Annotated in this window: 17 protein-coding genes, 1 tRNA gene and 2 pseudogenes; 15 read left to right on the top strand and 5 right to left on the bottom strand. The window is 69.8% G+C overall.

Annotated elements, in window-relative coordinates; translation table 11 throughout:
- Positions 1-11 precede the first annotated feature (11 nt).
- From ACZ5SK_RS21995 to ACZ5SK_RS22030, 8 genes are all read left to right on the top strand, one after another.
- The gene (locus tag ACZ5SK_RS21995; protein WP_334575468.1) at positions 12-1373 is read left to right on the top strand and encodes a ThuA domain-containing protein; all 1362 of its coding nucleotides are present in this window, start codon (positions 12-14) and stop codon (positions 1371-1373) included.
- Between the two features lie 84 nt (positions 1374-1457).
- Complete coding sequence (locus ACZ5SK_RS22000) at positions 1458-2597, top strand: inositol-3-phosphate synthase (RefSeq protein WP_334575467.1); 1140 nt, start codon at positions 1458-1460, stop codon at positions 2595-2597.
- Positions 2598-2604: 7 nt separating this feature from the next.
- Complete coding sequence (locus ACZ5SK_RS22005) at positions 2605-3828, top strand: sugar phosphate isomerase/epimerase family protein (RefSeq protein WP_334575466.1); 1224 nt, start codon at positions 2605-2607, stop codon at positions 3826-3828.
- A complete protein-coding gene (locus ACZ5SK_RS22010) occupies positions 3825-4631 on the top strand; it encodes an EboA domain-containing protein (RefSeq protein ID WP_334575465.1) in 807 nt (268 codons plus the stop codon). The genes ACZ5SK_RS22005 and ACZ5SK_RS22010 overlap by 4 nt, the downstream gene beginning before the upstream one ends.
- Positions 4631-5479 (top strand): TatD family hydrolase, encoded by an 849-nt coding sequence (locus tag ACZ5SK_RS22015; protein ID WP_334575463.1) that lies wholly within the window; start codon positions 4631-4633, stop codon positions 5477-5479. The genes ACZ5SK_RS22010 and ACZ5SK_RS22015 overlap by 1 nt, the downstream gene beginning before the upstream one ends.
- A 3-nt stretch (positions 5480-5482) precedes the next feature.
- Complete coding sequence (gene eboE, locus ACZ5SK_RS22020; protein ID WP_334575461.1) at positions 5483-6658, top strand: metabolite traffic protein EboE; 1176 nt, start codon at positions 5483-5485, stop codon at positions 6656-6658.
- Positions 6655-8037, top strand: a complete 1383-nt coding sequence (locus tag ACZ5SK_RS22025) for a nucleotide pyrophosphatase/phosphodiesterase family protein (RefSeq protein WP_468576496.1) — start codon at positions 6655-6657, stop codon at positions 8035-8037. The genes eboE and ACZ5SK_RS22025 overlap by 4 nt, the downstream gene beginning before the upstream one ends.
- A gap of 71 nt (positions 8038-8108) precedes the next feature.
- A complete protein-coding gene (locus ACZ5SK_RS22030; protein ID WP_457493986.1) occupies positions 8109-9149 on the top strand; it encodes a sugar phosphate isomerase/epimerase family protein in 1041 nt (346 codons plus the stop codon).
- Between the two features lie 96 nt (positions 9150-9245).
- Here the strand turns inward: ACZ5SK_RS22030 and ACZ5SK_RS22035 are convergent, their stop codons facing one another.
- The 5 genes and pseudogenes from ACZ5SK_RS22035 to ACZ5SK_RS22055 form a co-directional block, all read right to left on the bottom strand.
- The gene (locus tag ACZ5SK_RS22035; protein ID WP_334575457.1) at positions 9246-10646 is read right to left on the bottom strand and encodes an OFA family MFS transporter; all 1401 of its coding nucleotides are present in this window, start codon (positions 10644-10646) and stop codon (positions 9246-9248) included.
- A 1-nt stretch (position 10647) separates the two neighbouring features.
- Positions 10648-11941: pseudogene (locus ACZ5SK_RS22040) on the bottom strand (OFA family MFS transporter).
- 123 nt (positions 11942-12064) lie between these two features.
- Positions 12065-14209 (bottom strand): acetate--CoA ligase family protein, encoded by a 2145-nt coding sequence (locus ACZ5SK_RS22045; RefSeq protein ID WP_334575455.1) that lies wholly within the window; start codon positions 14207-14209, stop codon positions 12065-12067.
- Between the two features lie 4 nt (positions 14210-14213).
- Positions 14214-15464 carry a formyl-CoA transferase gene (gene frc, locus ACZ5SK_RS22050; protein WP_443041316.1) on the bottom strand — a complete coding sequence of 417 codons (1251 nt, stop codon included), beginning with the start codon at positions 15462-15464 and terminating at the stop codon, positions 14214-14216.
- A 19-nt stretch (positions 15465-15483) separates the two neighbouring features.
- Positions 15484-17166, bottom strand: a complete 1683-nt coding sequence (locus ACZ5SK_RS22055) for a thiamine pyrophosphate-binding protein (protein ID WP_334575453.1) — start codon at positions 17164-17166, stop codon at positions 15484-15486.
- A 208-nt stretch (positions 17167-17374) separates the two neighbouring features.
- On the opposite strand from ACZ5SK_RS22055, the pseudogene sucC reads away from it, so the two are divergent.
- The 7 genes and pseudogenes from sucC (at position 17375) to ACZ5SK_RS22090 (ending at position 23108) form a co-directional block, all read left to right on the top strand.
- Positions 17375-18452: pseudogene (sucC, locus tag ACZ5SK_RS22060) on the top strand (ADP-forming succinate--CoA ligase subunit beta).
- A gap of 260 nt (positions 18453-18712) precedes the next feature.
- A tRNA-Leu gene (locus tag ACZ5SK_RS22065) sits at positions 18713-18797 on the top strand.
- 446 nt (positions 18798-19243) lie between these two features.
- Positions 19244-20416 (top strand): ATP-binding protein, encoded by a 1173-nt coding sequence (locus ACZ5SK_RS22070; protein WP_334575451.1) that lies wholly within the window; start codon positions 19244-19246, stop codon positions 20414-20416.
- Positions 20413-20814, top strand: a complete 402-nt coding sequence (locus tag ACZ5SK_RS22075) for a roadblock/LC7 domain-containing protein (RefSeq protein ID WP_334575450.1) — start codon at positions 20413-20415, stop codon at positions 20812-20814. Before ACZ5SK_RS22070 ends, ACZ5SK_RS22075 begins: the two co-directional genes overlap by 4 nt.
- A complete protein-coding gene (locus tag ACZ5SK_RS22080) occupies positions 20811-21188 on the top strand; it encodes a DUF742 domain-containing protein (protein ID WP_020125672.1) in 378 nt (125 codons plus the stop codon). Before ACZ5SK_RS22075 ends, ACZ5SK_RS22080 begins: the two co-directional genes overlap by 4 nt.
- On the top strand, positions 21163-21756 hold the full coding sequence (locus tag ACZ5SK_RS22085) for a GTP-binding protein (RefSeq protein WP_079658517.1): 594 nt from the start codon (positions 21163-21165) through the stop codon (positions 21754-21756). Before ACZ5SK_RS22080 ends, ACZ5SK_RS22085 begins: the two co-directional genes overlap by 26 nt.
- An 8-nt stretch (positions 21757-21764) precedes the next feature.
- Positions 21765-23108: a cytochrome P450 gene (locus ACZ5SK_RS22090; protein WP_361701888.1), complete on the top strand. Its 1344-nt coding sequence runs from the start codon at positions 21765-21767 to the stop codon at positions 23106-23108.
- Positions 23109-23258: the final 150 nt, after the last annotated feature.

Below are 23258 nucleotides of genomic sequence, written 5' to 3' on the forward strand. Positions count from 1 at the left end.
GGGAGGACTGCATGCGCACAGTGAGTGCTGTCGCCGGGGCCGCCCTGCTCCTCGGCTGCCTCGCACAGCCGGCCGTGGCCCACTCGGCAGCCACGGACGACGGCCCGCGGGTGCTGGTCTTCTCGATGACGGCCGGGTTCCGGCACGACTCGATCCCGGACGGCGTCACGGCGCTACGGGAACTCGGCGCGACGGGTGGCTTCACGGTCGACGCGACGGAGGACGCGGGCGCGTTCACGCGGGCGAACCTGCGGCGCTACGACGCGGTCGTCTTCCTGTCGACGACCGGGGACGTTCTGGACGCCGCCCAACAGGCGGCCTTCGAGGGCTACATCCGGCACGGCGGCGGCTACGTCGGGATCCATGCGGCGGCCGACACCGAGTACGACTGGGCGTTCTACGGCGGCCTCGTCGGCGCCTGGTTCCAGTCGCACCCGGCGATCCAGCCCGCGACGGTCGCCGTCGAGGACCGGGCCCACCCGGCGACCTCGGGACTCGACCGGACCTGGAACCGCACCGACGAGTGGTACAACTACCGCTCCAACCCGCGCGAGCGGGTCCATGTCCTGGCCTCGCTCGACGAGTCGTCGTACACGGGCGGCACCATGAACGGCGACCATCCGATCGCCTGGTGCCAGAATTATCAGGGCGGCCGCGCCTTCTACACCGGCGTCGGTCACACGAAGGAGTCCTACGCGGATCCGGCGTTGCGCAGGCATCTGCTGGGCGGGATCCAGTATGCGGTCGGCGAAGTGCAGGCGGACTGCCGACCGGAGAACGGATACCGTCCGCTCTTCGACGGCACGTCCCTGGACGGCTGGCAGCAGGCCGGCCCCGGCTCCTTCACCCTCTCCGACGACGGCACGCTGACGTCGACGGGCGGCATGGGCCTGCTCTGGTATGCGGGCCGGAGCTTCGGGGCGTACTCCCTGAAGCTCGACTGGAAGACCACGGCCGGCGAACCGAGCGGCTCCGGTGACGACAACTCCGGTGTCTTCGTGGGCTTCCCGCCGTCGGACGACCCGTGGTCCGCGGTGAACAACGGCTACGAGATCCAGATCGACTCCACCGACGTCCCCGAGAAGACCACGGGGTCCGTCTACGGCTTCAGGTCCGCGGACCTTCGGAAACGGGACCGTGCGCTGAACCCGCCGGGTGAGTGGAACACGTACGAGATCCGCGTGGAGGGCGAACGCCTGCGCGTCTGGCTCAACGGCGTGAAGATCAACGATTTCACCAACACCGATCCGGCCCGGAGCCTGCGCGACGGACACATCGGCCTGCAGAACCACGGAGCCGACGACCAGGTGTCCTTCCGTGACGTCCGGATCAAGGAACTGCCCGTCAAGGAACTGCCCGTCAAGGGCGACTGAACGGCGGCGGGCGGGGGACGCCGGACCCCCGCCCGCCGTCACCCCCTCGTTCTCCGGGGTTCGCGCACGACAAGGAGGCTGCCCATGTCCGCGTCACTCTCCCGCCCCCCGCGCGTCGGCGTCTGGCTGATCGGGGCCCGCGGTTCCGTGGCCACCACCGTGGTCGCGGGATGCGCCGCCGTCACCGGCGGTCTGCACCCGCCGACGGGCCTGGTCACCGAGTCGCCCGCCTTCGCCGACAGCGACCTGCCGGCCCTGTCCTGCCTCGTCTTCGGCGGACACGACACATCCGACTGCCCCCTGCCCAAACGCGCCGAACAACTCGCCGCCGGAGGCGTCCTGCCGGCCGGGCTGCCCGCGGCGGTCGGCGCCGAACTCGCCGCCGCCGACCGGGAGATCCGCCCCGGAGGCCCGGTCCCCGGAGACACCCGCGACGAGGAGCAGCTGATCGCCGCGTTCACCGCCGACCTCAGGGACTTCGTACGCCGATGCGGGCTGGCGCGCGCAGTCGTCGTGAACGTGGCCTCCACCGAACCCGCGGCGAACGGGCCTGCGCTTCCCCCGAGTTCGCTGTACGCGGCGGCCGCCCTGCGCGCGGGCTGCCCATACGTGAACTTCACGCCCTCCACCGGGCTGCACCACCCGGCGCTGGCGTCCCTGGCGGAGTCGAGCGGACTGCCGCACGCCGGACGCGACGGCAAGACCGGCCAGACGCTCCTGCGTTCCGTGCTGGGCCCGATGTTCGCCCAGCGGGCGCTCGCGGTGCGGGCCTGGTCCGGAACCAACCTCCTGGGCGGCGGTGACGGAGCCGCCCTGGCCGACCCGGCCGCCGCCGAGGCGAAGAACGCGGGCAAGGAGCGCGTCCTCGCCGACACCCTCGGCGTCACTCCAGAGGGCCGGGTGCACATCGACGACGTGCCCGTCCTGGGGGACTGGAAGACCGCCTGGGACCACGTCGCCTTCGACGGGTTCCTCGGCACCCGGATGATCCTCCAGACCATCTGGCAGGGGTGCGACTCCGCGCTCGCCGCACCCCTCGTCCTCGATCTGGCTCGCCTCGCCGCCCGGGCCCACGAAGCCGGCCTGTCCGGCCCGCTCTGCGAACTCGCCTTCTTTTTCAAGGACCCCGTGGGCGAGGCACCGTCGGCCTTGGCGGAGCAGCACGCGCAACTGCGGCGTTTCGCTCGACGGCTGAAGGACGCGCCCGGTGAGGAGGCGGGGTGAGCACCCTATGAGCTTCGAACACGCCAACCTCGAACACGCCAACCTCGAACACGTGAACGACGGGAAGGCTCCGCGGCAGAGCGCCCCGCAGGAAAACGCCCCGCGTCGCACCGCCCGGCACACGCACCCCCTGTCTCCCGTCCCCGACGACAGCCCGCCCCCGCCGCCCTCGCCCCCGCTCCGTTTCGGCTACGGCACCAACGGCCTCGCCGACCTGCGCCTCGACGACGCCCTCGGCCTCCTCGCCGATCTCGGCTACGACGGCGTCGGACTCACCCTCGACCACATGCATCTCGACCCGTTCGCCCCGGACCTCGCCGCCCGCACCCGACGCGTCGCACACCGACTGGACACGCTGGGGCTCGGCGTCACCGTGGAGACCGGCGCCCGCTATGTTCTCGATCCGCGCCGCAAGCACGGCCCCTCCCTGCTGGACCCGGATCCGGACGACCGCGCCCGCCGCGTCGACCTGCTCCTGCGGGCCGTCCGCATCGCCGGCGACCTCGGTGCCCACGCCGTCCACTGCTTCAGCGGGACCCTCCCGACGGGCACGCACCCGGGCACGCGCCCGGAGACGGACCCGGGCACGGACCGGGACATGGCATGGCAGCGCCTCGCCGAGACCCTCACCCCCGTCCTGGACGCCGCCGCAACGGCCGGCATCCCCGTCGCGATCGAACCCGAACCCGGTCACCTCCTCGCGACGCTCGCCGACTTCCACCGGCTCCGCCGCACTCTCGGCGACCCGGCGTCCCTCGGCCTCACCCTCGACATCGGCCACTGCCAGTGCCTCGAACCGCTCCCTCCCGCCGACTGCGTACGCGCCGCCGCTCCCTGGCTGCGCCACGTCCAGATCGAGGACATGCGCCGCGACGTCCACGAACACCTTCCTTTCGGAGACGGCGAGATCGACTTCCCGCCGGTCCTCGCCGCCTTGGCCGCGACCGGCTACCGCGGGCTGACGGTGGTCGAACTGCCCCGTCACTCCCATGCCGGACCCCACTACGCCGAACTCTCCCTTCCGTTCCTGCGCCGCGCGCAGGCAGCTGCCCAAGCCGTCGAGTACGCCGACCCGCGACCGCCCTCCTTCCTCGCCCCGACCGACCGCCCCGCCGGCCGGCCGCAGCCTCCCTCCCACGCAGTCCTCCCGAGCCTGCCCTCCCTGGCAGCGAACCCGTCCGTCGCTCCACCCGGCGAGCCCTCCGCCACCCCGGAAGGGAGCACTCCATGACCCCGCCCCAGGCCGACCCGGCACCCCGGGCAGCGGGACCCACGGGCAGCGCCCTCGCCCCCCTCGACGCCCTGCACAGCCATCTCGACACCCACCTCCAGGGAACCGCCCGCACCTGGTTCCACCAGGCTCTCGACGATGCCGCTGCCCACCCCGGGACCCACGGGCCCATCTCCGTCTGGGAGTTGCGCCTCGCCGAGGCCGGACGCCGCTGCGGCAGCCGGTACGCCGACGCCGCCCGCGTGCTCATCCTGCACGCCGCCCGCGCCGACCCGGCGGCCCTCGCCCGCGTCTATTTCCAGGGCACGGCCGACGAGCGTCGCGCGGTCCTGCACGCACTGCCCCACCTCGTGCCCGGTCCCGACGCCCTTCCGCTCGTCGAGGACGCCCTGCGCACCCATGACACCCGGCTCCTCGCCGCTGCCGTCGGCCCCTACACGGCCCGCCATCTCGACGCCCACGCATGGCGCCACGCCGTCCTGAAGTGCCTGTTCGTGGGAGTGCCCGTCGACGAGGTGGCAGGCCTCGAACAGCGCGCCCGCGCCGACGCCGAACTCGCCCGCATGCTCGCCGACTACGCCGCCGAACGCACCGCTGCGGGCCGCCCCGTACCCCCCGATCTGGACCGCGTCCTGACCCTGACCGACCCGGGCACGCCCACCGCGCCTCCCTCGAGCACCGCGGATCCACACCGCCCGGACCCAGGTGGGCCAGACCCGCACAGCCCGACCCTCGACCGCACGGACCCCCCTGGCACGGGCAGCCGCCACAGCCCGGTCCACCCCCACGGCAAGGAGTCCTGATGCGTATCTTCGACCCCCACATCCATATGACCTCGCGCACCACCGACGACTACGAGGCGATGCACGCGGCCGGCGTCCGCGCCGTGGTCGAGCCGTCCTTCTGGCTGGGGCAGCCCCGTACCTCGCCCGCCTCCTTCCTCGACTACTTCGACTCCCTCCTCGGCTGGGAGCCCTTCCGGGCCGCGCAACACGGCATCGCCCACCACTGCGCGCTCGCTCTCAACCCCAAGGAGGCGAACGACCCGCGCTGTGCCGCCGTCCTGGACGAACTGCCGCGGTATCTCGTCAAGGATCACGTCGTGGCCGTCGGTGAGATCGGCTACGACTCGATGACCCCCGCCGAGGACACCGCCCTGGCCGCCCAGCTCCAGCTGGCCGCCGACCACGCTCTGCCCGCCCTCGTGCACACCCCGCACCGCGACAAGCTCGCCGGACTGCGCCGCACCCTCGACGTCGTCCGTGAGTCCGCCCTGGCCCCGGACAGGGTCCTGCTGGACCACCTCAACGAGACGACCGTGAAGGAGGCGAAGGCCGCCGGCTGCTGGCTCGGCTTCTCCGTCTATCCCGACACGAAGATGGACGAGATCCGCATGATCGAGATCCTCCGTGCCCACGGTCCGGAGAAGGTTCTCGTCAACTCCGCCGCGGACTGGGGCAGGAGCGACCCCCTCAAGACCCGCAGGGTCGCCGACCTGATGCTCGCGGAGGGCTTCGACGATGACGACGTCGATCTCGTCCTGTGGCGCAACCCCGTCTCCTTCTACGGCCTCAGCGGTCGCCTCACCCTGGACGTGGCAGCCCCCGACCCCACGCACGAGGGCAACTCCATCCTGCGCGGCGGGGAGTGACCGATGCGCTTCCGCCACCCCGACGGCACCACCGTCCACCTCGCCTACTGCACCAACGTCCACCCCGCCGAGACCCTCGACGGCGTCCTCACGCAACTCCGGGACCACTGTGCACCCGTCCGTCGCCGCCTCGGCCGCGACCGGCTCGGCATCGGTCTGTGGCTCGCCAAGGACGCCGCCCGCGCCCTCGACACCGATCCTTCGGCCCTGCGCGGCCTGCGCACCGCGCTCGACCGGCGTGGCCTCGAAGTCGTCACCCTCAACGGCTTCCCCTACGACGGGTTCGGTGCCGGAGAGGTCAAGTACCGTGTGTACAAGCCCGATTGGGCCGACCCCGAACGCCTCGAACACACCACGGCACTGGCCCGTGTCCTCGCCGGGCTGCTCCCCGACGACGTCACCGAGGGCACCGTCTCCACCCTCCCCCTCGGCTGGCGCACCGCGTGGACCACCGAACACTCCGATACGGCCCGCTCCGCCCTGCGCACCCTCGCCGACCGCCTGGACGCGCTGGCGGACCTCACCGGCCGCTCCGTCCGCGTCGGTCTCGAACCGGAACCCGGCTGCATCATCGAGACCACCGCCGACGCCCTCGCCCCGCTCACGGCCATCGGCCATCCCCGCATCGGCGTCTGTGTCGACACCTGCCATCTCGCCACCTCCTTCGAAGACCCGCACACCGCCCTGGACGCACTCGCCGCAGCCCGCGTCCCTGTCGTCAAATCCCAGCTGTCAGCCGCCCTGCACGCCGAACACCCCCGTCTCCCGGCCGTACGCGAAGCCCTCGCCGCGTTCGACGAACCCCGCTTTCTGCACCAGACCCGCACGGCCGCCGCCAACGCCGCCGGTCTGCACGGCACCGACGACCTCGGCGAGGCCCTCGCAGGCAACGCCCTGCCCGATAGCGGGCCCTGGCGCGCCCACTTCCACGTCCCGCTGCACGCGGCCCCCGCCGCGCCCCTCACCTCCACTCTCCCGGTACTCAAAGCCGCGCTGACCCGACTCGTCGGCGGACCGCATCCGCTCACCCGACACCTCGAGGTCGAGACCTACACGTGGCAGGCCCTGCCACCCGAGCTACGGCCCCGCGCCCGAACCCAGCTCGCCGACGGCATCGCGGCCGAACTCTCCTTGGCCCGCGACCTGTTGACGGACCTCGGCCTCAAGGAGCTGCCGTGAGCGACGCTCCCGTCCCCCTGCTCGTCCTCGACGTCGTCGGTCTCACCCCCCGTCTTCTCGACCACATGCCCCATCTCAAGGCCCTCGCTCAGGCCGGTTCCCGTGCGCCGCTCGGGACCGTCCTGCCGGCCGTCACCTGCGCCGCGCAGTCCACCTTCCTCACCGGGACTCTCCCGGACGAGCACGGCATCGTCGGCAACGGCTGGTACTTCCGTGAGCTCGGTGACGTCCTGCTGTGGCGGCAGCACAACGGTCTCGTCACCGGAGACAAGCTGTGGGACGCCGCCCGCCGGGCGCACCCCGGCTACACGGTCGCCAACATCTGCTGGTGGTACGCCATGGGCGCCGACACCGACTTCACCGTCACCCCCCGTCCGATCTACTACTCCGACGGCCGCAAGGAGCCCGACTGCTACACCCGGCCCCCGGCCCTGCACGACGAACTCACCGACGAACTCGGCACCTTCCCCCTGTTCCACTTCTGGGGACCGGGCGCCGACCTGGTCTCCAGCCGCTGGATCATCGACGCGACCCGCCACATCCTGCGCACCCGCCGACCCGACCTCGCCCTGTGCTACCTCCCTCACCTCGACTACGACCTCCAGCGCTTCGGCCCCGACGACCGGCGCTCCCTGCGGGCGGCCGCCGACCTGGACAAGGCCATGGCCCCCCTCCTGGCCGACGCCCGCACGCAGGGCCGTACCGTCGTCGCACTGTCCGAGTACGGCATCACCCCGGTCAGCCGGCCCGTCGACATCAACCGCGCCCTGCGCCGCGCCGGCCTGCTCGAGGTGCACACCCAGGACGGCATGGAGTACCTCGACCCGATGGCGTCCCGTGCCTTCGCGGTCGCGGACCACCAGGTCGCCCACGTCTACGTACGCCGCGCCGAGGACCTGGAGGCCACCCGGGCCGCGCTCGCCGGACTGCCCGGCGTCGAGCAACTCCTCGACGACGAGGGCAAAAAGGCCCACCACCTCGACCATCCACGCTCCGGCGAACTCGTCGCCGTGGCGGAGCCGGACGCCTGGTTCACGTACTACTACTGGCTCGACGACGCCCGCGCGCCCGACTTCGCACGGCTCGTCGAGATCCACCGCAAACCCGGCTACGACCCGGTCGAGCTGTTCATGGATCCACGCGACGCCTATGTGAAGGTCAAGGCGGCCACCGCACTGGCCCGCAAGAAGCTCGGCATGCGCTACCGCATGGCGGTCGTGCCCCTCGATCCGTCACCTATTCGCGGCAGCCACGGCCGCCTTCCGACGAGCGACGCCGACGGTCCGCTCCTCATCTGCTCCACCCCCCGTTCGCTCGGCGACCGCATCGCGGCCACCGACGTGAAAGCACTGCTGCTCCAACTGGCCGGCCTGTCCTGACAGGTTGCCGACTGGTCACAAGTGAAGCACTCACCACTGACAACGCCCTCCGAACCCGAGGAGTTCCAGACATGAGCCGCATCTCCGACACCGACCCCGAACTCACCCACCGCCTCACCAGACGAGGCATGCTCGGCGTCGCCGCGGGAGCCACCGCCGCCGCACTGCTGGGGGCCGCCGCGACCCCGGCCACGGCAGCACCCGTCGCCGAAACGTCGGCCGCCGGCCGTGGCCGGCCCGTCCTGCCTCCCGGCCGGCTCGGCGTCCAGCTCTACAGCCTGCGGGACAAGGTCTCCACGCTGGGCTTCGCCGCCGTCTTCGCCGAGCTGAAGAAGTACGGCTACGACGAGGTCGAGTTCGCCGGCTACACCCAGGGCTCCGCCGGGCCCATCACCCTCGCCCAGCTCAGGCGGCTGGCCCGCAACCACGGCCTGACGCCGATCGGCAGCCACGTCGGGTACTACGCCGACGACCCGAACGCCTACACCTTCGCCCAGAACCTCACCAAGGTCCTCGACGACGCCCAGGCCCTCGGCCTCAAGCACATCGGCACCGCCTCGGGCCCCTTCCGCTACGGGTCCACGGTCGACGCCTGGAAACGCGCGGCCGAGGAGTTCAACACCTACGGAGCGGCGGCGCGAGCCCGCGGCATGAAGTTCTACCAGCACAACCACTCCGACGAGTTCGCCTTCGCGACCGACAACCCCAAGGTCCGCCTCTACGACGTGCTGCTCGCCGAGACCGACCCCGACCTGGTGTTCCTGGAGATGGACATCTTCTGGGCGTACGTCGGCCAGTTCCGCTTCTCGGCGCGGACCGACGGTACGCCCGCGCCCTTCGAGCCGCTGGACTACGTACTGAGGCAGCCGCACCGCTACCCGCTCTTCCATGTGAAGGACGGCGTCAGCGACCCCTCGAACCCGTTCGGGTACCGGATGGTCGACGTAGGTGACGGTGACATCGACTACCAGCGGTTCATCTCCGCCGTGACCCGGCTGCGCGGCGAGCGCCTGGCCCACCACTGGCAGGCCGAACACGACAACCCGGTCGAGTCGTTCGCCTTCGCCCGGAAGTCGAGCGCGCACCTGCACTCGCTGCGCGAGAAGTGCTGAGCACCGGGCGGCGCCGGATGCGCTGACCACGCACGCACGCGTGCAGGCCCCACCCCCGTGCCTGCCGGGGTGGGGCCTCCACACGCGCGTGCCTCGTCAACCCGCGGACCGGGGCGGGGCGGTCGAGCCGACCTCCCCGCTCCGGCCCGGCTGCCGCAGCAGCAGTGCGATGGCCGCCGCGACCATCGAGACGCCGCCGGCCAGTGCGTACGCGCCGTTGTACCCCCAGGCCGCGACCACCATGGAGCCGAGGCCGCCGCCGAACAGACCGCTGATCAGCTTGCCGCTGTACACCAGCCCGTAGTTGGTGGCGTTGTAGTTCTCGCCGAAGTAGTCCGGGGTCAGTGCCGCGAAGAGCGGGTAGAACGCGCCGCCGCCGAAGCCGGACAGGAAGGCGAAGAGCAGGAACAGCCATTCGCTCCTGACGTCACCGGCCCAGATCACGCCGAACTGCGCGAGCCCCAGGACGACGATGACGAACACGAGCGTGGGCTTGCGGCCCCAGCGGTCGGACAGCCAGCCCACGACGCCGCGGCCGATGCCGTTGATGACCGCCATGACCCCCATCGACGACGCCGCGACCAGCGGTCCGAAGCCGACCTCCTTGGCGAAGTCGACCTGGAAGGAGATCCCGAAGATGGACACGCCGGCCGTCAGCACGATGGAGAGCCACATCAGGGGCAGCATGCCGGTCCGGACGGCCTCCTGCGGTGTGTACTGCTTCACCGCCGGGGGGTTCTTGGCCAGGCTCGCCGCGTTCTTGTGGTCGCCGGAGAAGGCCAGCGGGTCGAGGTCGGCGGGCCACCAGTTCTTCGGCGGGTCCTTGAAGAAGAACGCGCACCCGAACACCACCACCATGATGTAGCAGCCGATGAGGTCGAGGACGCGGTGGTAGTTGGCGGTGTCGAAGCCGTAGTTGAAGATGAAGATGAACGGCAGTGACCCGTACGCGAACCCGCCGTTGACGAAGCCGGTCCGGGCGCCGCGCCGCTCCGGGAACCACTTGCCGACCATGTTGATGCAGGTCGCGTAGACCAGACCGGCCCCGATCCCGCCGACCACCCCGAAGCCAAGAATGGCCAGCAGGACGTTGTCCAGATGGGACAGGGCGACGAAACCGGCCAGGCACATGCCGGAGCCGATGTACATGGCCCTGCGGGCCGTCAGGACGCCCTTCTCGCGCAGCCAGCCTGCCGGGAAGGCGATGCCGGCCTGGAAGAACACCCAGACGCTGAGGATCCAGAAGGTGTTGCCCTGCGTCCAGCCGTGCGCATGGGACAGAGTGTCCTCCGCGGAGCCGTACGCGTATTCGAAGACGCTGATCGCCATCATGGCGATCCACGGCAGGTAGATCATGAGCTTGCGGGAGTGGCCGAGGATGTCGCGGTCGGTCTCGCCGATGCGGTAGACGCGGCCGCGGGAGTCGGTCACCTCACGGTAGGGACGGGGTGCGGCGTCGGTCGGAGAGCTGTTCGTTGCGAGGGGATCTGCCGTCATGTCAGGCCATTTCCTCACCGAGCGGATGCGGATTGGGGACGATGCGACGACTGGTCAGGGGCCTGCCGGGCGCCTTCAGGAAGAGCGCCAGCACCGCGGACGCCAGACCGATCGAGCCCGCCAGGACGAACGCGCCCTCGTAGTCCCACGCGCCGACCACGATCGAGCCGACGCCGGAGCCCACGAGACCCGAGACGAGTTTGGAGCTGTAGACCATGCCGTAGTTGCCGGCGTTGTTGTTCTCGCCGAAGCAGTCCGCCGTCATCGCGGCGAACAGCGGGAAGATCGCGCCGCCGCCGAAGCCGGAGACCATGGAGCAGAACAGGAAGAACGGCATGCTGCCCAGCCGGCCGGAGACCAGCACACCGAACTGGGCTGTACCGAGCACGAGACAGACGATGATCAGCGTGTGGCGGCGTCCGCAGCGGTCGGAGATCCAGCCGATGATGCCGCGCCCGGTGCCGTTGACGATCGCCTTCAGGGACATCGCCGTGGCCACGATCCCGCCCGCGAAGCCCATGTCCTTGCCGAACGGCACCTGGAAGGCGATCCCGAAGATGTCGATCCCGGCCGTGCACAGCAGACAGAACCACATCATCCACAGGACGGGGGTGCGGACGGCCTCCTTCGGCGTGTACTGCCTCACCGCGGGCGGGTTCTTCTCCAGCGCCCGACGGATCTTCGGGTCGTCGGTGAGCCTGAGCGGGTCTACCTGCGCCGGCCACCAGTTCTTCGGCGGGTCCCGGAAGAACCACCCCGCGAACGCGACGACGGCGCAGCAGACGAGGCCCACCATCACCAGCACGCCCCGGTAGTTGCCCAGGTCCATGTACGACGTGAACAGGAACACGAAGGGCACCGAGCCGTAGGCGAAACCGCCGTTGACCATGCCGGTCTTGCCGCCCTTGCGCTCCGGATACCACTTGCCGACCATGTTCACGCAGGTCGCGTGGACGAGGCCGGCGCCGATGCCGCTGCACACGCCGAAGCCGAGATAGGCGACGGCGACGTGCGGCGCGTACGCGAGTGACAGATAGCCGAGAACCGTGCCCAGCGCGCCCAGCATCATCGCGTACCGCGCGGGCAGTTTGCCGCTCTCGCGCAGCTGCCCGGCCGGGAAGGCCACGGCCGCCTGGAAGGACACCCAGACGCCCATCAGCCCAGGGGAAGAGCACCATGGTCCAGCGTGGCCGCCCCATGATGTCCAGGTCGCTCTCGCCGATCCGGTACACGCGGCCGTTGCGGTCGGTCACCTCCCGGTAGGGGAGGGAGGTCGAGTGGTCGGTGGTTGTCATACAGCTCAGCACCCCTTGCGTCGAAAGTTCTGGCCAGCGCCCCCTGTCCAATGCCTTTCGTGTGCGCACGGGTCCCGGGGCCGGCCGACACGCACCGTCGGCGGGCCCCGAGCCTGGGTCACCTCATGAACCGCCCCCCAACATCCCCGCGGCCCGCGCCCAGCGGTACTTGGCGCCGAGCACGGCCACCGGCTTCTCCGTCGTGTACGGGTACGCCACGACGCCCCGTTCGTAGAGGTACTGGCAGGCCTCCTCGACCTCCACGTCACCCGCGAGCGACGCCACGACGGGTTTCTCGATGCCTCGCTCGCGGAACTCGGCCACCACGCGCGCGGTGAGCTCCGCGAAGACCATCGGGGGAGTGACGATGGTGTGCCAGTAGCCGAGCACCAGCGCGTGGATGCGCGGATCCTCCAGCCCCAGCCGGATCGTCGCCTCGTACGTCGACGGCGGCTCGCCCCCGGTGATGTCGACCGGGTTGCCCGCGGCCCCGAAGGGCGGGATGAACTCCCGGAACGCCGCGTCCAGGTCCGGCGGGATCTCCATCAGGGTCAGGCCGTTGTCCATCACCGCGTCCGACAGCAGCACCCCGCTGCCGCCCGCGCCCGTGATGATCACGACGTTGTCCCCCTGAGGGGTGGGCAGCACCGGCAACGCGCGCGCGTACTCCAGCATGTCGTTCAGCCCGGGCGCCCTGATGACGCCTGCCTGCCGCAGGATGTCGTCGTAGACGGCATCGTCGCCCGCCAGCGCCCCGGTGTGGGAGCCGGCCGCCTTGGCGCCCGCCGCCGTACGGCCCGCCTTCAGGACGACGACCGGCTTCTTCGGAACGGTGGCCCGCGCGGCCTCGACGAAGGCGCGCCCGTCCTTGAGGTCCTCCAGGTGCATCGCGATGCAGTCGGTGTGCGGGTCCTCGCCGAACCAGGTCAGCAGGTCGTCCTCGTCCAGGTCCGACTTGTTGCCGAGCCCCACGATCGCCGACACGCCCGTCTTCGTGGTGCGCGCGAAGCCCAGGATGGCCATCCCGATGCCACCGGACTGCGAGGTCAGCGCGACCCCGCCCCTGACGTCGTACGGGGTGCAGAACGTGGCGCACAGGTCCTGCCAGGTCGAGTAGTAGCCGTAGATGTTCGGCCCGAGCAGCCGCACGCCGTAGCGCTCGGCGATCGCCACGAGCTCGTCCTGGAGGGCGTGTTCCCCGGTCTCCGCGAACCCGGAGGGGATCAGGACGGCGTTCGGGATGCCTTTGCGTCCCACCTCCTCCAGGGCCGCGGCCACGAACTTGGCGGGTATCGCGAAGACCGCCACATCCACCTCACCGGGAACGTCGGTGACACTCTTGTACGCCTTGCGGCCGACGATGTCATCGGCCCGGGGGTTCACCGGATGGATGTCCCCGGTGAAGCCGCCGTCGACGAGGTTGCGCATCACCGAGTTGCCGATCTTGCCCTGCTCGTTGGAGGCGCCGATCACGGCCACGGAACTCGGCTGCATCAGACGGCGCATCGAGGTGAGGATCTCCGCGCGCGTGTAGCGACGACGCTCCTTGACCGGCGTGTCGGACAGGAGCACGCGGATGTCCGCGGCGACGGCGCCGTGTGGCGTCGCGATCACCGGGTTGAGGTCCACCTCGGCGATTTCGGGGAAGTCCGCGACCAGTTGGGACACCCGGCGGATCTGCTCGGCGACCGCCCACCGGTCCACGCCGGGCAGACCGCGCACCCCGCGCAGGATCTCCGCCGACCGGATCGAGTCCAGCATGGAAAGCGCCTCGTCGGAATCCACCGGAGCCAGCCGGAAGGTGACGTCCTTGAGCACCTCGACGAGCACCCCGCCGAGCCCGAACGCCACGACCTTGCCGAACGTCGGATCGGTGACCGCCCCGACGATGACCTCCTGCCCCTGCGGCACCAGTTCCTGGATCTGCACACCCGCGATCCGGGCCCCGGCGTCGTACGCGCGCGCGTTCTCGACGATCCGGTGGAACGCCGCCCGTACGTCCGCCGCGCCCGCCACCCCGACGACCACTCCGCCGGCGTCGGTCTTGTGCAGGATGTCCGGCGAGACGATCTTCATCACGACGGGGCCGCCGAAGCGCGCGGCGTACGCGACGGCCTCCTCGACGTCGGTCGCGAGCTCCTCGCCCGGTACGGCGATCCCGTACGCGTCGGCGATCACCTTGCCCTCCGGCGCGGTGAGCGCCGTCCGCCCCTCGGCGCGCACCGCGTCGAGCAGCGCACGCACCCTGAGCACCCGGTCCTCGGCCATCACCTCAGATCACCCCGTTCGACTTGAGCAGGCGCAGCTCCTCGTCCCCGAGGCCGAGTTCGCCGATGTACACCTCTTCGTTGTGCTCGCCCAGCAGCGGTGAGCCGGTCACCTCGACGGGGGAGTCGGAGAGCTTCAGCGGGCTGCCCACGGTCATGAACTCGCCGCGCTGCGAATGCGGTACGCGCACCACCATCTCGTTGGCGGCCAGCGACTCGTCCTCGATGATCTCCTTGGTGGACAGGATCGGCCCGCACGGGATGTTGTGGGCGTTGAGCCGCTCCAGCACCTCCCACTTGGGCAGCGTCGAGGACCACTCCTCGATCAGCTGGAACATCTTGTTCAGCTTGGGCAGCCGGGCCTGCGGAGTCGCCCACTCGGGGTCGTCGGCCAGCTCGGGCCGGCCGATGAGCTCGCTGATCGGCTGCCAGCCGACCGGCTGCACGATGACGTACACGTAGTCGTTCGGCCCGCCCGGCGCACACTTCACGGCCCAGCCGGGCTGGCCGCCGCCGGACGCGTTTCCGGACCGGGGAACCTCCTGGCCGAAGTGGTCGTTGGGGTATTCAGTGAGCGGCCCGTGTGCCAGGCGTTGCTGGTCCCGCAGTTTCACCCGGCACAGGTTGAGTACGGCGTGCTGCATGGCCACGTTGACCCGCTGACCGCGCCCGGTGTTCTCCCGCTGGTACAGCGCCGCGAGAATCCCCGCCACGGCGTGCACCCCTGTCCCCGAGTCCCCGATCTGGGCCCCCGTCGCCAGCGGCGGCCCGTCCTCGAAACCGGTGGTCGACATCGACCCGCCCATGGCCTGAGCGACGACCTCGTACGCCTTGAAGTTCGTGTACGGGCCGTCCCCGAACCCCTTGATGGAGGCATACACGATCCGCGGATTGATCTGCTGGATGCGGTCCCAGGTGAAGCCCATACGGTCGACCGCCCCCGGTCCGAAGTTCTCGACCATGACGTCGGAGCGCCGGATCAGCTCGGTGAGGATCTCCTTGCCGCGCTCGGTCTTGGTGTTGAGGGTGATGCTGCGTTTGTTGCAGTTGAGCATCGTGAAGTAGAGCGAGTCGACGTCCGGGAGGTCGCGCAACTGCCCGCGCGTGATGTCACCGGACGGCGCCTCCAGCTTCACGACGTCCGCGCCGAGCCAGGCGAGCAACTGGGTCGCGGACGGGCCCGACTGGACGTGCGTCATGTCGAGGACACGGATGCCTTCGAGAGCCTTGGCCGTCGTTCCTGTCGCGGGAGTCATGGCGGTCATCGGGGGCACCTCACTTGTACATCGTCTGGTTCATCGTTCCGGGGGCGTACGCGTCCGGGTCGACCCAGACGTTGATCAGGGAGGGCTTCCCGGACTCGCGGGCGCGCCGGAGCGCGGGGCCGATGTCGGCGGGGTCGCGCACCTCCTCGCCGTAACCGCCCAGCATCTGCGCGAACTTGTCGTAGTGAACGTCGCCGAGGGTGTTGCCGATCCGCGCGCGCTCCGGGCCGTACTTGGCGGCCTGGCCGTAGCGGATCTGGTTCATGGAGGAGTTGTTGCCGACGATGCCGACGAACGGGAGGTCGTAGCGGACGAGGGTCTCGAAGTCCCAGCCGGTGAGGGAGAACGCGCCGTCGCCGAAGAGAGCGACGACCTCCTTTTCGGGTCGCGCCTGCTTGGCGGCGAGCACGAAGGGGATGCCGACGCCGAGGGTGCCCAGCGGACCCGGGTCCATCCAGTGGCCCGGTGACTTGGGTTGCACGACCTGCCCGGAGAAGGTGACGATGTCGCCGCCGTCGCCGATGTAGATCGAGTCCTCGGTGAGGAAGTCGTTGATCTCGCTGACCAGGCGGTAGGGATGGATCGGCGAGGCGTCCGACCTGAGGCGGGGCAATCGCTTCTCGAGCGCGGTCTGCTCGGCGGCGCGCAGTTCGTCGAGCCACTCCTTGCGCTTCGACGCGCCCCCGTTGAGGCGGCCGGAGGCGGCCTCGGTCACCGACTTCAGCACCAGCCCGGCGTCGCCGACGATACCGAGGTCGATGTCGCGGTTCTTGCCGACGGTGCGGTAGTCGAGGTCGATCTGCACGACGGTCGCGTCGGGGGAGAGCCGCTTGCCGTAGCCCATCCGGAAGTCGAACGGGGTGCCCACAATGACGATCACGTCGGCTCCTGAGAAGGCGTACCGGCGCGACAGCTGGAAGTGGTGCGGGTCGCCGGGCGGCAGTGTGCCGCGGCCCGCGCCGTTCATGTACGCCGGGATGTTCAGCGTGCGCACCAGTTCGACGGCCGCCTCAGTGCCCCGGGTCGTCCACACCTGACTGCCCAGCAGGATGGCGGGTTTCTCGGCGTGCACCAGCAGGTCGGCGAGCTTTTCGACGGCCTCGGGGTCGCCGGCCGAGCGGGTGGAGGCGCGGTAGGCGCCCGGCCTCGGCACCCGGGCCTTCGCCGTCGGCACCTTGGCGTCGAGGACGTCGCGCGGGATCTCCAGGAAGGAGGGTCCGGGCGCGCCGTGGTAGCACTCGCGGAACGCCATCGACACCATGTCCGCCGCGCGGGCCGTGTCCGGCACGGTCGCCGCGAACTTGGTGATCGGCGTCATCATGTCGACGTGCGGCAGGTCCTGCAGGGACCCCATCTTGTGCTGGGTGAGCGCCCCCTGACCGCCGATCAGCAGCATGGGCGACTCCGCGCGGAAGGCGTTGGCGACACCGGTGACGGCGTCGGTGGTGCCGGGTCCGGCGGTGACGACCGCGCAGCCGGGCTTGCCGGTGATGCGCGCGTAGCCGTCGGCGGCGTGGGCGGCGACCTGTTCGTGGCGTACGTCGACGACTTCTATGCCCTCGTCGACGCAGCCGTCGTAGATGTCGATGATGTGGCCGCCGCACAGGGTGTAGATACGGTCGACCCCCTCTGCCTTCAGCGCCTTGGCAACGAGATGACCACCGGAAATCACGTCCTGGGTGTCGTCTGGCATGGCGAAGTCCTGTCCCTTCGTTAGGGGGATGGGATGCAGTCGTCGTACATTGCATACAGTCGACGAATACTGTATGAAGCTTGTTATCCCGCATCCGGTGGGCGGTGTCCAGGGGGCGTGCGGCACTTTCGGCCATCGGAGTTCGGCCTCGCGATGGCTCGGCGGACTTCGGATTCGACTTCGCAAGACTTCGCAGACGGGAGCCGAGATGGACCTGTACGAACACCAGGCAAGGCAACTCTTCGAGGAACACGGCATCGTGGTGCCACAGGCCGAGGTGACCGATTCACCCAAGGAGGCGCGCGAGATCGCCCGGTGGCCGAGGCAAGGCGGGCGGAGTTCGGCTCGCCGCTGATCCGGCCGCGGCCGAGCTGACAGCCCGCCAGATGCTCGGCATGGACATCAAGGGGCGCCCGGTCGGCGCGGTGATGCTGGCCCAACCCGTGGATATCGACAGGGGGTTCTACGTCTCCTACGTGCTGGACCGCGCGGGCGGCCGTTTCCTCGCGGTCGCCTGCGCCGAGGGCGGTATGGAGATCGAGGAGGCCGCCGCCACCAGGCCCGAGGCGGTCGCCCGCATCCCCGTCGACCCGGCGCAGGGCGTCACCTCGGCGAAGGCCGGCGAGATCGCCGGGGCAGCCGGACTGCCGCCGCAGACCGTGGACGTCCTGGCCCGGCTGTGGCAGGTGCTGATCCGGCAGGACGCCCTCCTGGTCGAGGTCAACCCGCTCGTTCGCACCCGGCAGGGACAGATCGTCGCCCTCGACGGCAAGGTCACCCTCGACGACAACGCGTCCTTCCGGCGGGCGCGTTGGGGAACGGAGACAGCGGACCAGGGCGACGCGTGGGAGGCGGCGGCCGCGGCCAAGGGCCTCACCTACGTGAAACTGGACGGCGAGGTCGGCATCATCGCCAACGGCGCCGGACTCGTCATGTCGCCCCTCGACGTGGTCGCCGGCTGCGGCGCCCGCCCCGCCAACTTCCTCGACATCGGCGGCGGGGCGTCGGCCCGGATCATGTCCGACGGTCTGTCGGTCGTGCTCTCCGACCCCGCCGTGAAGTCGGTCCTCGTCAACGTCTTCGGCGGCATCATCGCCTGCGACGCGGTCGCCGACGGCATCGTGCGCGCCCTGGACACCGTACGGCTGACCAAACCGCTCGTCGTCCGCCTGGACGGCAACAACGCCCCGGGGCGGGCGATCCTCGACGGACGTCGCCATCCCCTGGTCGAGCAGGCCACCACCATGGACGGCACGTCGGCGGGGAACTGCTGGTATGCGCGGTGACACGAGGACCGACCGGGGAGCGGCTGCCCGGAAACTTCCCGGAGTACCAGCAGATGCCCTGACCGCGGGTGCCCCTCAGCCAGGTGGTCGTCCCGCAGCCCGAGCGCGGAGCGATCGTGCGGTCACCCGGCGTGAGGTGCCCGCGGCGGTGGCCCGCCCCCTGTGTGGCCAGCGGATATGCAGGTGAAACGCACTCCGAAAGCTTGGTATTGTTGTCCATGTCGCCGCGGGGAACGCTTCCGCACGGCGGCAGACACCTGGTCCGGGTGGCGGAATGGCAGACGCGCTAGCTTGAGGTGCTAGTGCCCTTTATCGGGCGTGGGGGTTCAAGTCCCCCCTCGGACACTCTTACTCTCCGCATCGAGCAGATTTCGCTCGGTGATCTTTGATGGCCAGTCAGTGCCCGCATTCGGCGATCCGCCGGGTGCGGGTTTTGTTGTTTCCGTATCCATTGCCGCCCGAATGTCGCGGAAGCCCGTTTATCGGTTGTCCTGTCGTGGCACCCGACACCCTGTCCGGGCGGCGCTTCGGGCGGCGCTTCGCGCGTCGCTCCGACAGCTTACTGACAGTCCGTCAATGTTCATCTCCGTCCCCATATTGACGGTCTATGGCTCGTTCTTGTGGTGATACGATCACGCTCGCTTGTAGAGCGGGCGGATGGGTGCAAGACGACATCTCCGACTACGGGGACAGTCCGGGCGGTCACCCCGGTGCGGGCGGTCCGCCGGTCCACCCGCGTTGACGGGAATTCAGCAACTGGCCGTCAGTCGAGGCCGCCTGAAGAGAGTCTTATGACTGATTACATACAGAACCCGGTACTCTGGGCTCTCCTCGTCGCCGTACTCGTCGCAGTCACCCTCATTGTGCGTCAGCGCAGGGTGGCGCGTGCCTTAAGGCAGGAGATCGCGGGGCTCAAGTCCCACTACTCCACGTTGGAAAACGAGTACGCGCAATCCGTCGAGGCAGCTCAGGAACGAGCCGAAGAGGCTACGAAAACGGTCCTCAAGTCCGCGATGCGGACCCTTCAGGGCCTGGCCGCGGAACAGCAGTTGATTGTCTCCCGGCTGCAGAACAAATACGGCGAGTCGGTCATCCTGCAGGACCTCCTGGAGATCGACCACACGAACTCGCAGTTCGGCCGACGCGCCCAGTCCATCGCCGTGCTCTGCGACGGCTGGCTGGGGCGCGCACGTGATGTCGCGTCCGTCTACGACGTGGTGCGCAGCGCGCAGGGCAGGGTTCGCCACTACCGGCGGGTGGAGATTCTCTCGCAGGTCGACTTCGGCGTCACCAGCCGTGCCGTCGAACCCGTCGCACTGGCCCTCGCCGAGCTGCTCGACAACGCCACGAGCTATTCCAGCCCGGACACCGTCGTCGAAATCAACATTCGTACCGTGCCCAAGGGCATTTGCATCGTCGTCGACGATGCCGGTGTCGGTATGAACGACGAAGAGCGCACCCGTGCCGACAAACTCCTCGCCAGCGACCGGGTCTCGGGCGTCTCCGCGCTCGGCAACCCGCCGCAGTTCGGCTTCGCCGTGATCGGTGTGCTCAGCGAGCGCTTCGGCTTCGAGGTGTCCGTGGACTCCACCTCCCCCTACGGAGGTGTCCGCGCGGTGCTGCTCCTGCCGCACGACCTGCTCACCAACGCGCCCGAGCAGAAGGAGCCGGCTCCGGCCGTCGCTCCCACCGCCACCGCCACGGGCTTCAGTGGCCCCGAAGGCGCGCTGACCGCCAGCACCACCACCGCCGACGGCCTGCCGAAGCGGCGGCGCAAGCGGCCCATGGCCATCGTGCCGGGCAGCGCGTCCGCCCCCGCTCCCGCCCGCTCGGGCGCCGAGACGGCGGCGATCATGGGCGCCTTCCAACGGGGTACCCAGTCGGGCCGGGCCACGCCTGCGGATCCCGCTGACAAGTCGAGCAGTACACGTGGTGCAAGCAGCGAAGGGCATGAGGTCTCGTGAACGACGATCTGTCATGGATGCTTGACAGTGCCTTGGAGATTCCCGGGGCCCTGCACGCCGTCCTGATCTCCGCCGACGGCCTGCTGATGGCCCGGACGCAGGACTTCGACAAGGACGACGCGGACCGCGTGGCCGCCGCGATGAGCGGGGTGCAATCGCTCAGCCGTTCGCTAGCGTTCTTCTGTGAGGACCCGCAGATGCGGTGGCGGCAGACGGTGGTCGAGTTCGACGGGGGCTGGGTCTTCCTGATCTCCGCCGGTGAGGGCGCCTACCTCGGCGTCTCGGCCGCCCCGGACATCGACATGCAGGACATCACCTTCCGCATGCAGCAGCTCGTCGGTCAGCTCGGCAAGGCCCTGATGACACCGCCGCGCGAGAACCTCGGCGCGCGGTCATGAACGGCTTCGACGAACTGGAGCCCCAGACACCGGAGTTAGTGCGCCCGTACGTCATCACCAAGGGGCGCGGGCTGCCCGACGAAGGGCAGCTCTCCCTCATCACCCTGGTCACGGCGGCCGCCGATCACGAGCAGCGGCCGACCCGTCTGTCCCCCGAGGAACAGAACCTGTTGGACCTGTGCTCGGCCGGCTACCTCTCGGTCGCCGAGATCGCCGGACACACCCAACTGCCCCTGGGCGTGGTGAAGATCCTCCTCGCCGCCCTCACCGAAGGCGGCTACCTCATCACCCGTCCGCCCGTGCAGCGGGCGCCGCTCGCCGACCGGGACATCCTGGAGGAGGTGCTGAATGGTCTCAGGGCCAAGTTTGGATGAACAGGCGTACGTCCGCGACGGGGCTACGCAGACGGCGGTGAAGATCCTCGTCGTCGGCCACTTCGCGGTCGGCAAGACCACGTTCATCGGGGCGATCTCCGAGATCGAGCCGCTGACCACCGAGGAGACGATGACTCGGGCCGCCGAGTCCGTCGACGACCTCAAGGGAGTCCAGGGCAAGACCACCACCACGGTGGCCATGGACTTCGGCCGTCTGACCATCAGCGACCGCGTCGTGCTGTACCTGTTCGGAACGCCGGGCCAGCAACGCTTCGTCCAGATGTGGGAGGACATGGCACGCGGCGCGCTCGGCGCGCTGGTGCTCGTCGACCCCGAGCGGCTCGCGGACTCCTTCGCCGTGATCGACCTCATCGAGCAGTACGGACTCGACTACGCCATCGCCGTCAACCACTTCGACGGCTCGCCGCTGCGCGACGAGATGGCCCTGCGCGACGCACTGGACCTGCTCGACGACACCCCCGTCGTCACCTGCGACGCACGAGACGAGAAGTCCTCGGCGGAAGCGCTGATCACCCTCGTCCGTCACCTGCAGGACCGTGCCCACTAGGAGCAGACATGGACGCCCAACCCACCGCCCCCGTGCCCCCTCCGGGTTGCCCGGCGCACCAGCCCGGCGGCCGAGTGCCGCTCTACGGACCGGAGTACGCGGCCGACCCGGAGCCCTACTACACCTACCTGCGGCACTACGGGCCGACCGCGCCCGTGGAGATCGCCCCGGGGGTAGCGGCCACCCTCGTCACCGACTACGCCACCGCCCTCCAACTCCTGCAGGACTCCGGCTCGTTCCGTAAGGACGCACGCCGCTGGCGGGACCTCAACGAAGGCCGGATCGCCCCCGACAGCCCCGTTCTGCCCGTGCTCGCCTACCGGCCCAACTGCATGTCCTCCGACGGCGCCGAACACCTGAGGCTGCGGCAGTCCATCTCGGACTGCCTCGCTCGCATCGACCCGATGCGACTGAGCCAGAGCGTCGAGCGGATCTCCGACTTCCTCATCTCCCAGTTCGGCGAACGCGGTTCGGCCGACCTGATCGGCTCCTACGCCAAGCAGCTCCCGCTGTTCGTGTTCAACGAGCTCTTCGGCTGCACCGCCGACATCGGCGACCGCGTCTTCTTCGGCATCTCCGGCATGTTCGACGGCGTCAACGCCGAAAAGGCCAGCGAGGTGTTGTTCGAGGCCGTCGGCGAACTCGTCGCGCTCAAGCGGCGCAAGCCCGGCGAGGACGTCACCTCCTGGCTGCTGAAGCATCAAACCCGTCTGTCTGACGAGGAGATGGTGCATCAGGTCTCCCTGCTGCTGGGTGCGGGAGCCGAGCCGCTGGTCAACCTCATCGGCAACACCCTGCACCGAATCCTCACCGACGACCGGTACGCCCATGAGGGCGGGCTGATCGAGGAGGCGATGGACGACACGTTGTGGGAGAACCCGCCCATGACCAACTTCGCCGCCCACTACCCGGTGGCCGACATGGAGTTCGCCGGTCAGAAGCTCACCGCAGGCGACCTGATGCTGGTCAGCATCGCCGCCGCCAACACCGGTCCCACGCTGTCGGCGGCCCGCAAGGCCGGCAGTAACCGTGCGCACCTCGCCTGGAGCGCAGGCCCGCACGCCTGCCCCTCGAAGGAACCCGCCCGGCAGATCGTCGTATCGGCCGTCGAGAACCTCCTCAACCGCCTCCCGGACGTCGAACTCAGCGTTCCCGAAGGCAGTCTGACGTGGCGCCAGGGAGCGTTCAGCCGTGGGCTCGTCACGCTTCCCGCGCGGTACACCCCCGTCAAAACGGTGATCCGTCCGAGCCGGCAGAGCACCCCTCAGGCGCCGCCGCGCGAGACCGCCGGAGCGGTCCGTCACGAACAGGCCGGAGTGTGGAGCAAGTTCCTCAACTGGCTGACCAAGTGATGAGCTGCACGCACACCGTTGCAGCCAACTAGATACCCGCCCTTCGGGGCGGGTATCTCCTTGTCGGCGTCCCGGCGTCCCGGCGTCCCGGCGTCCCGGCGTCCCGGCGTCCCGGCGTCCCGGTGTTCTGGTTTCCGGGGCCCGTCCGAC

It is taken from the genome of Streptomyces sp. NPDC031474 (assembly GCF_055581185.1).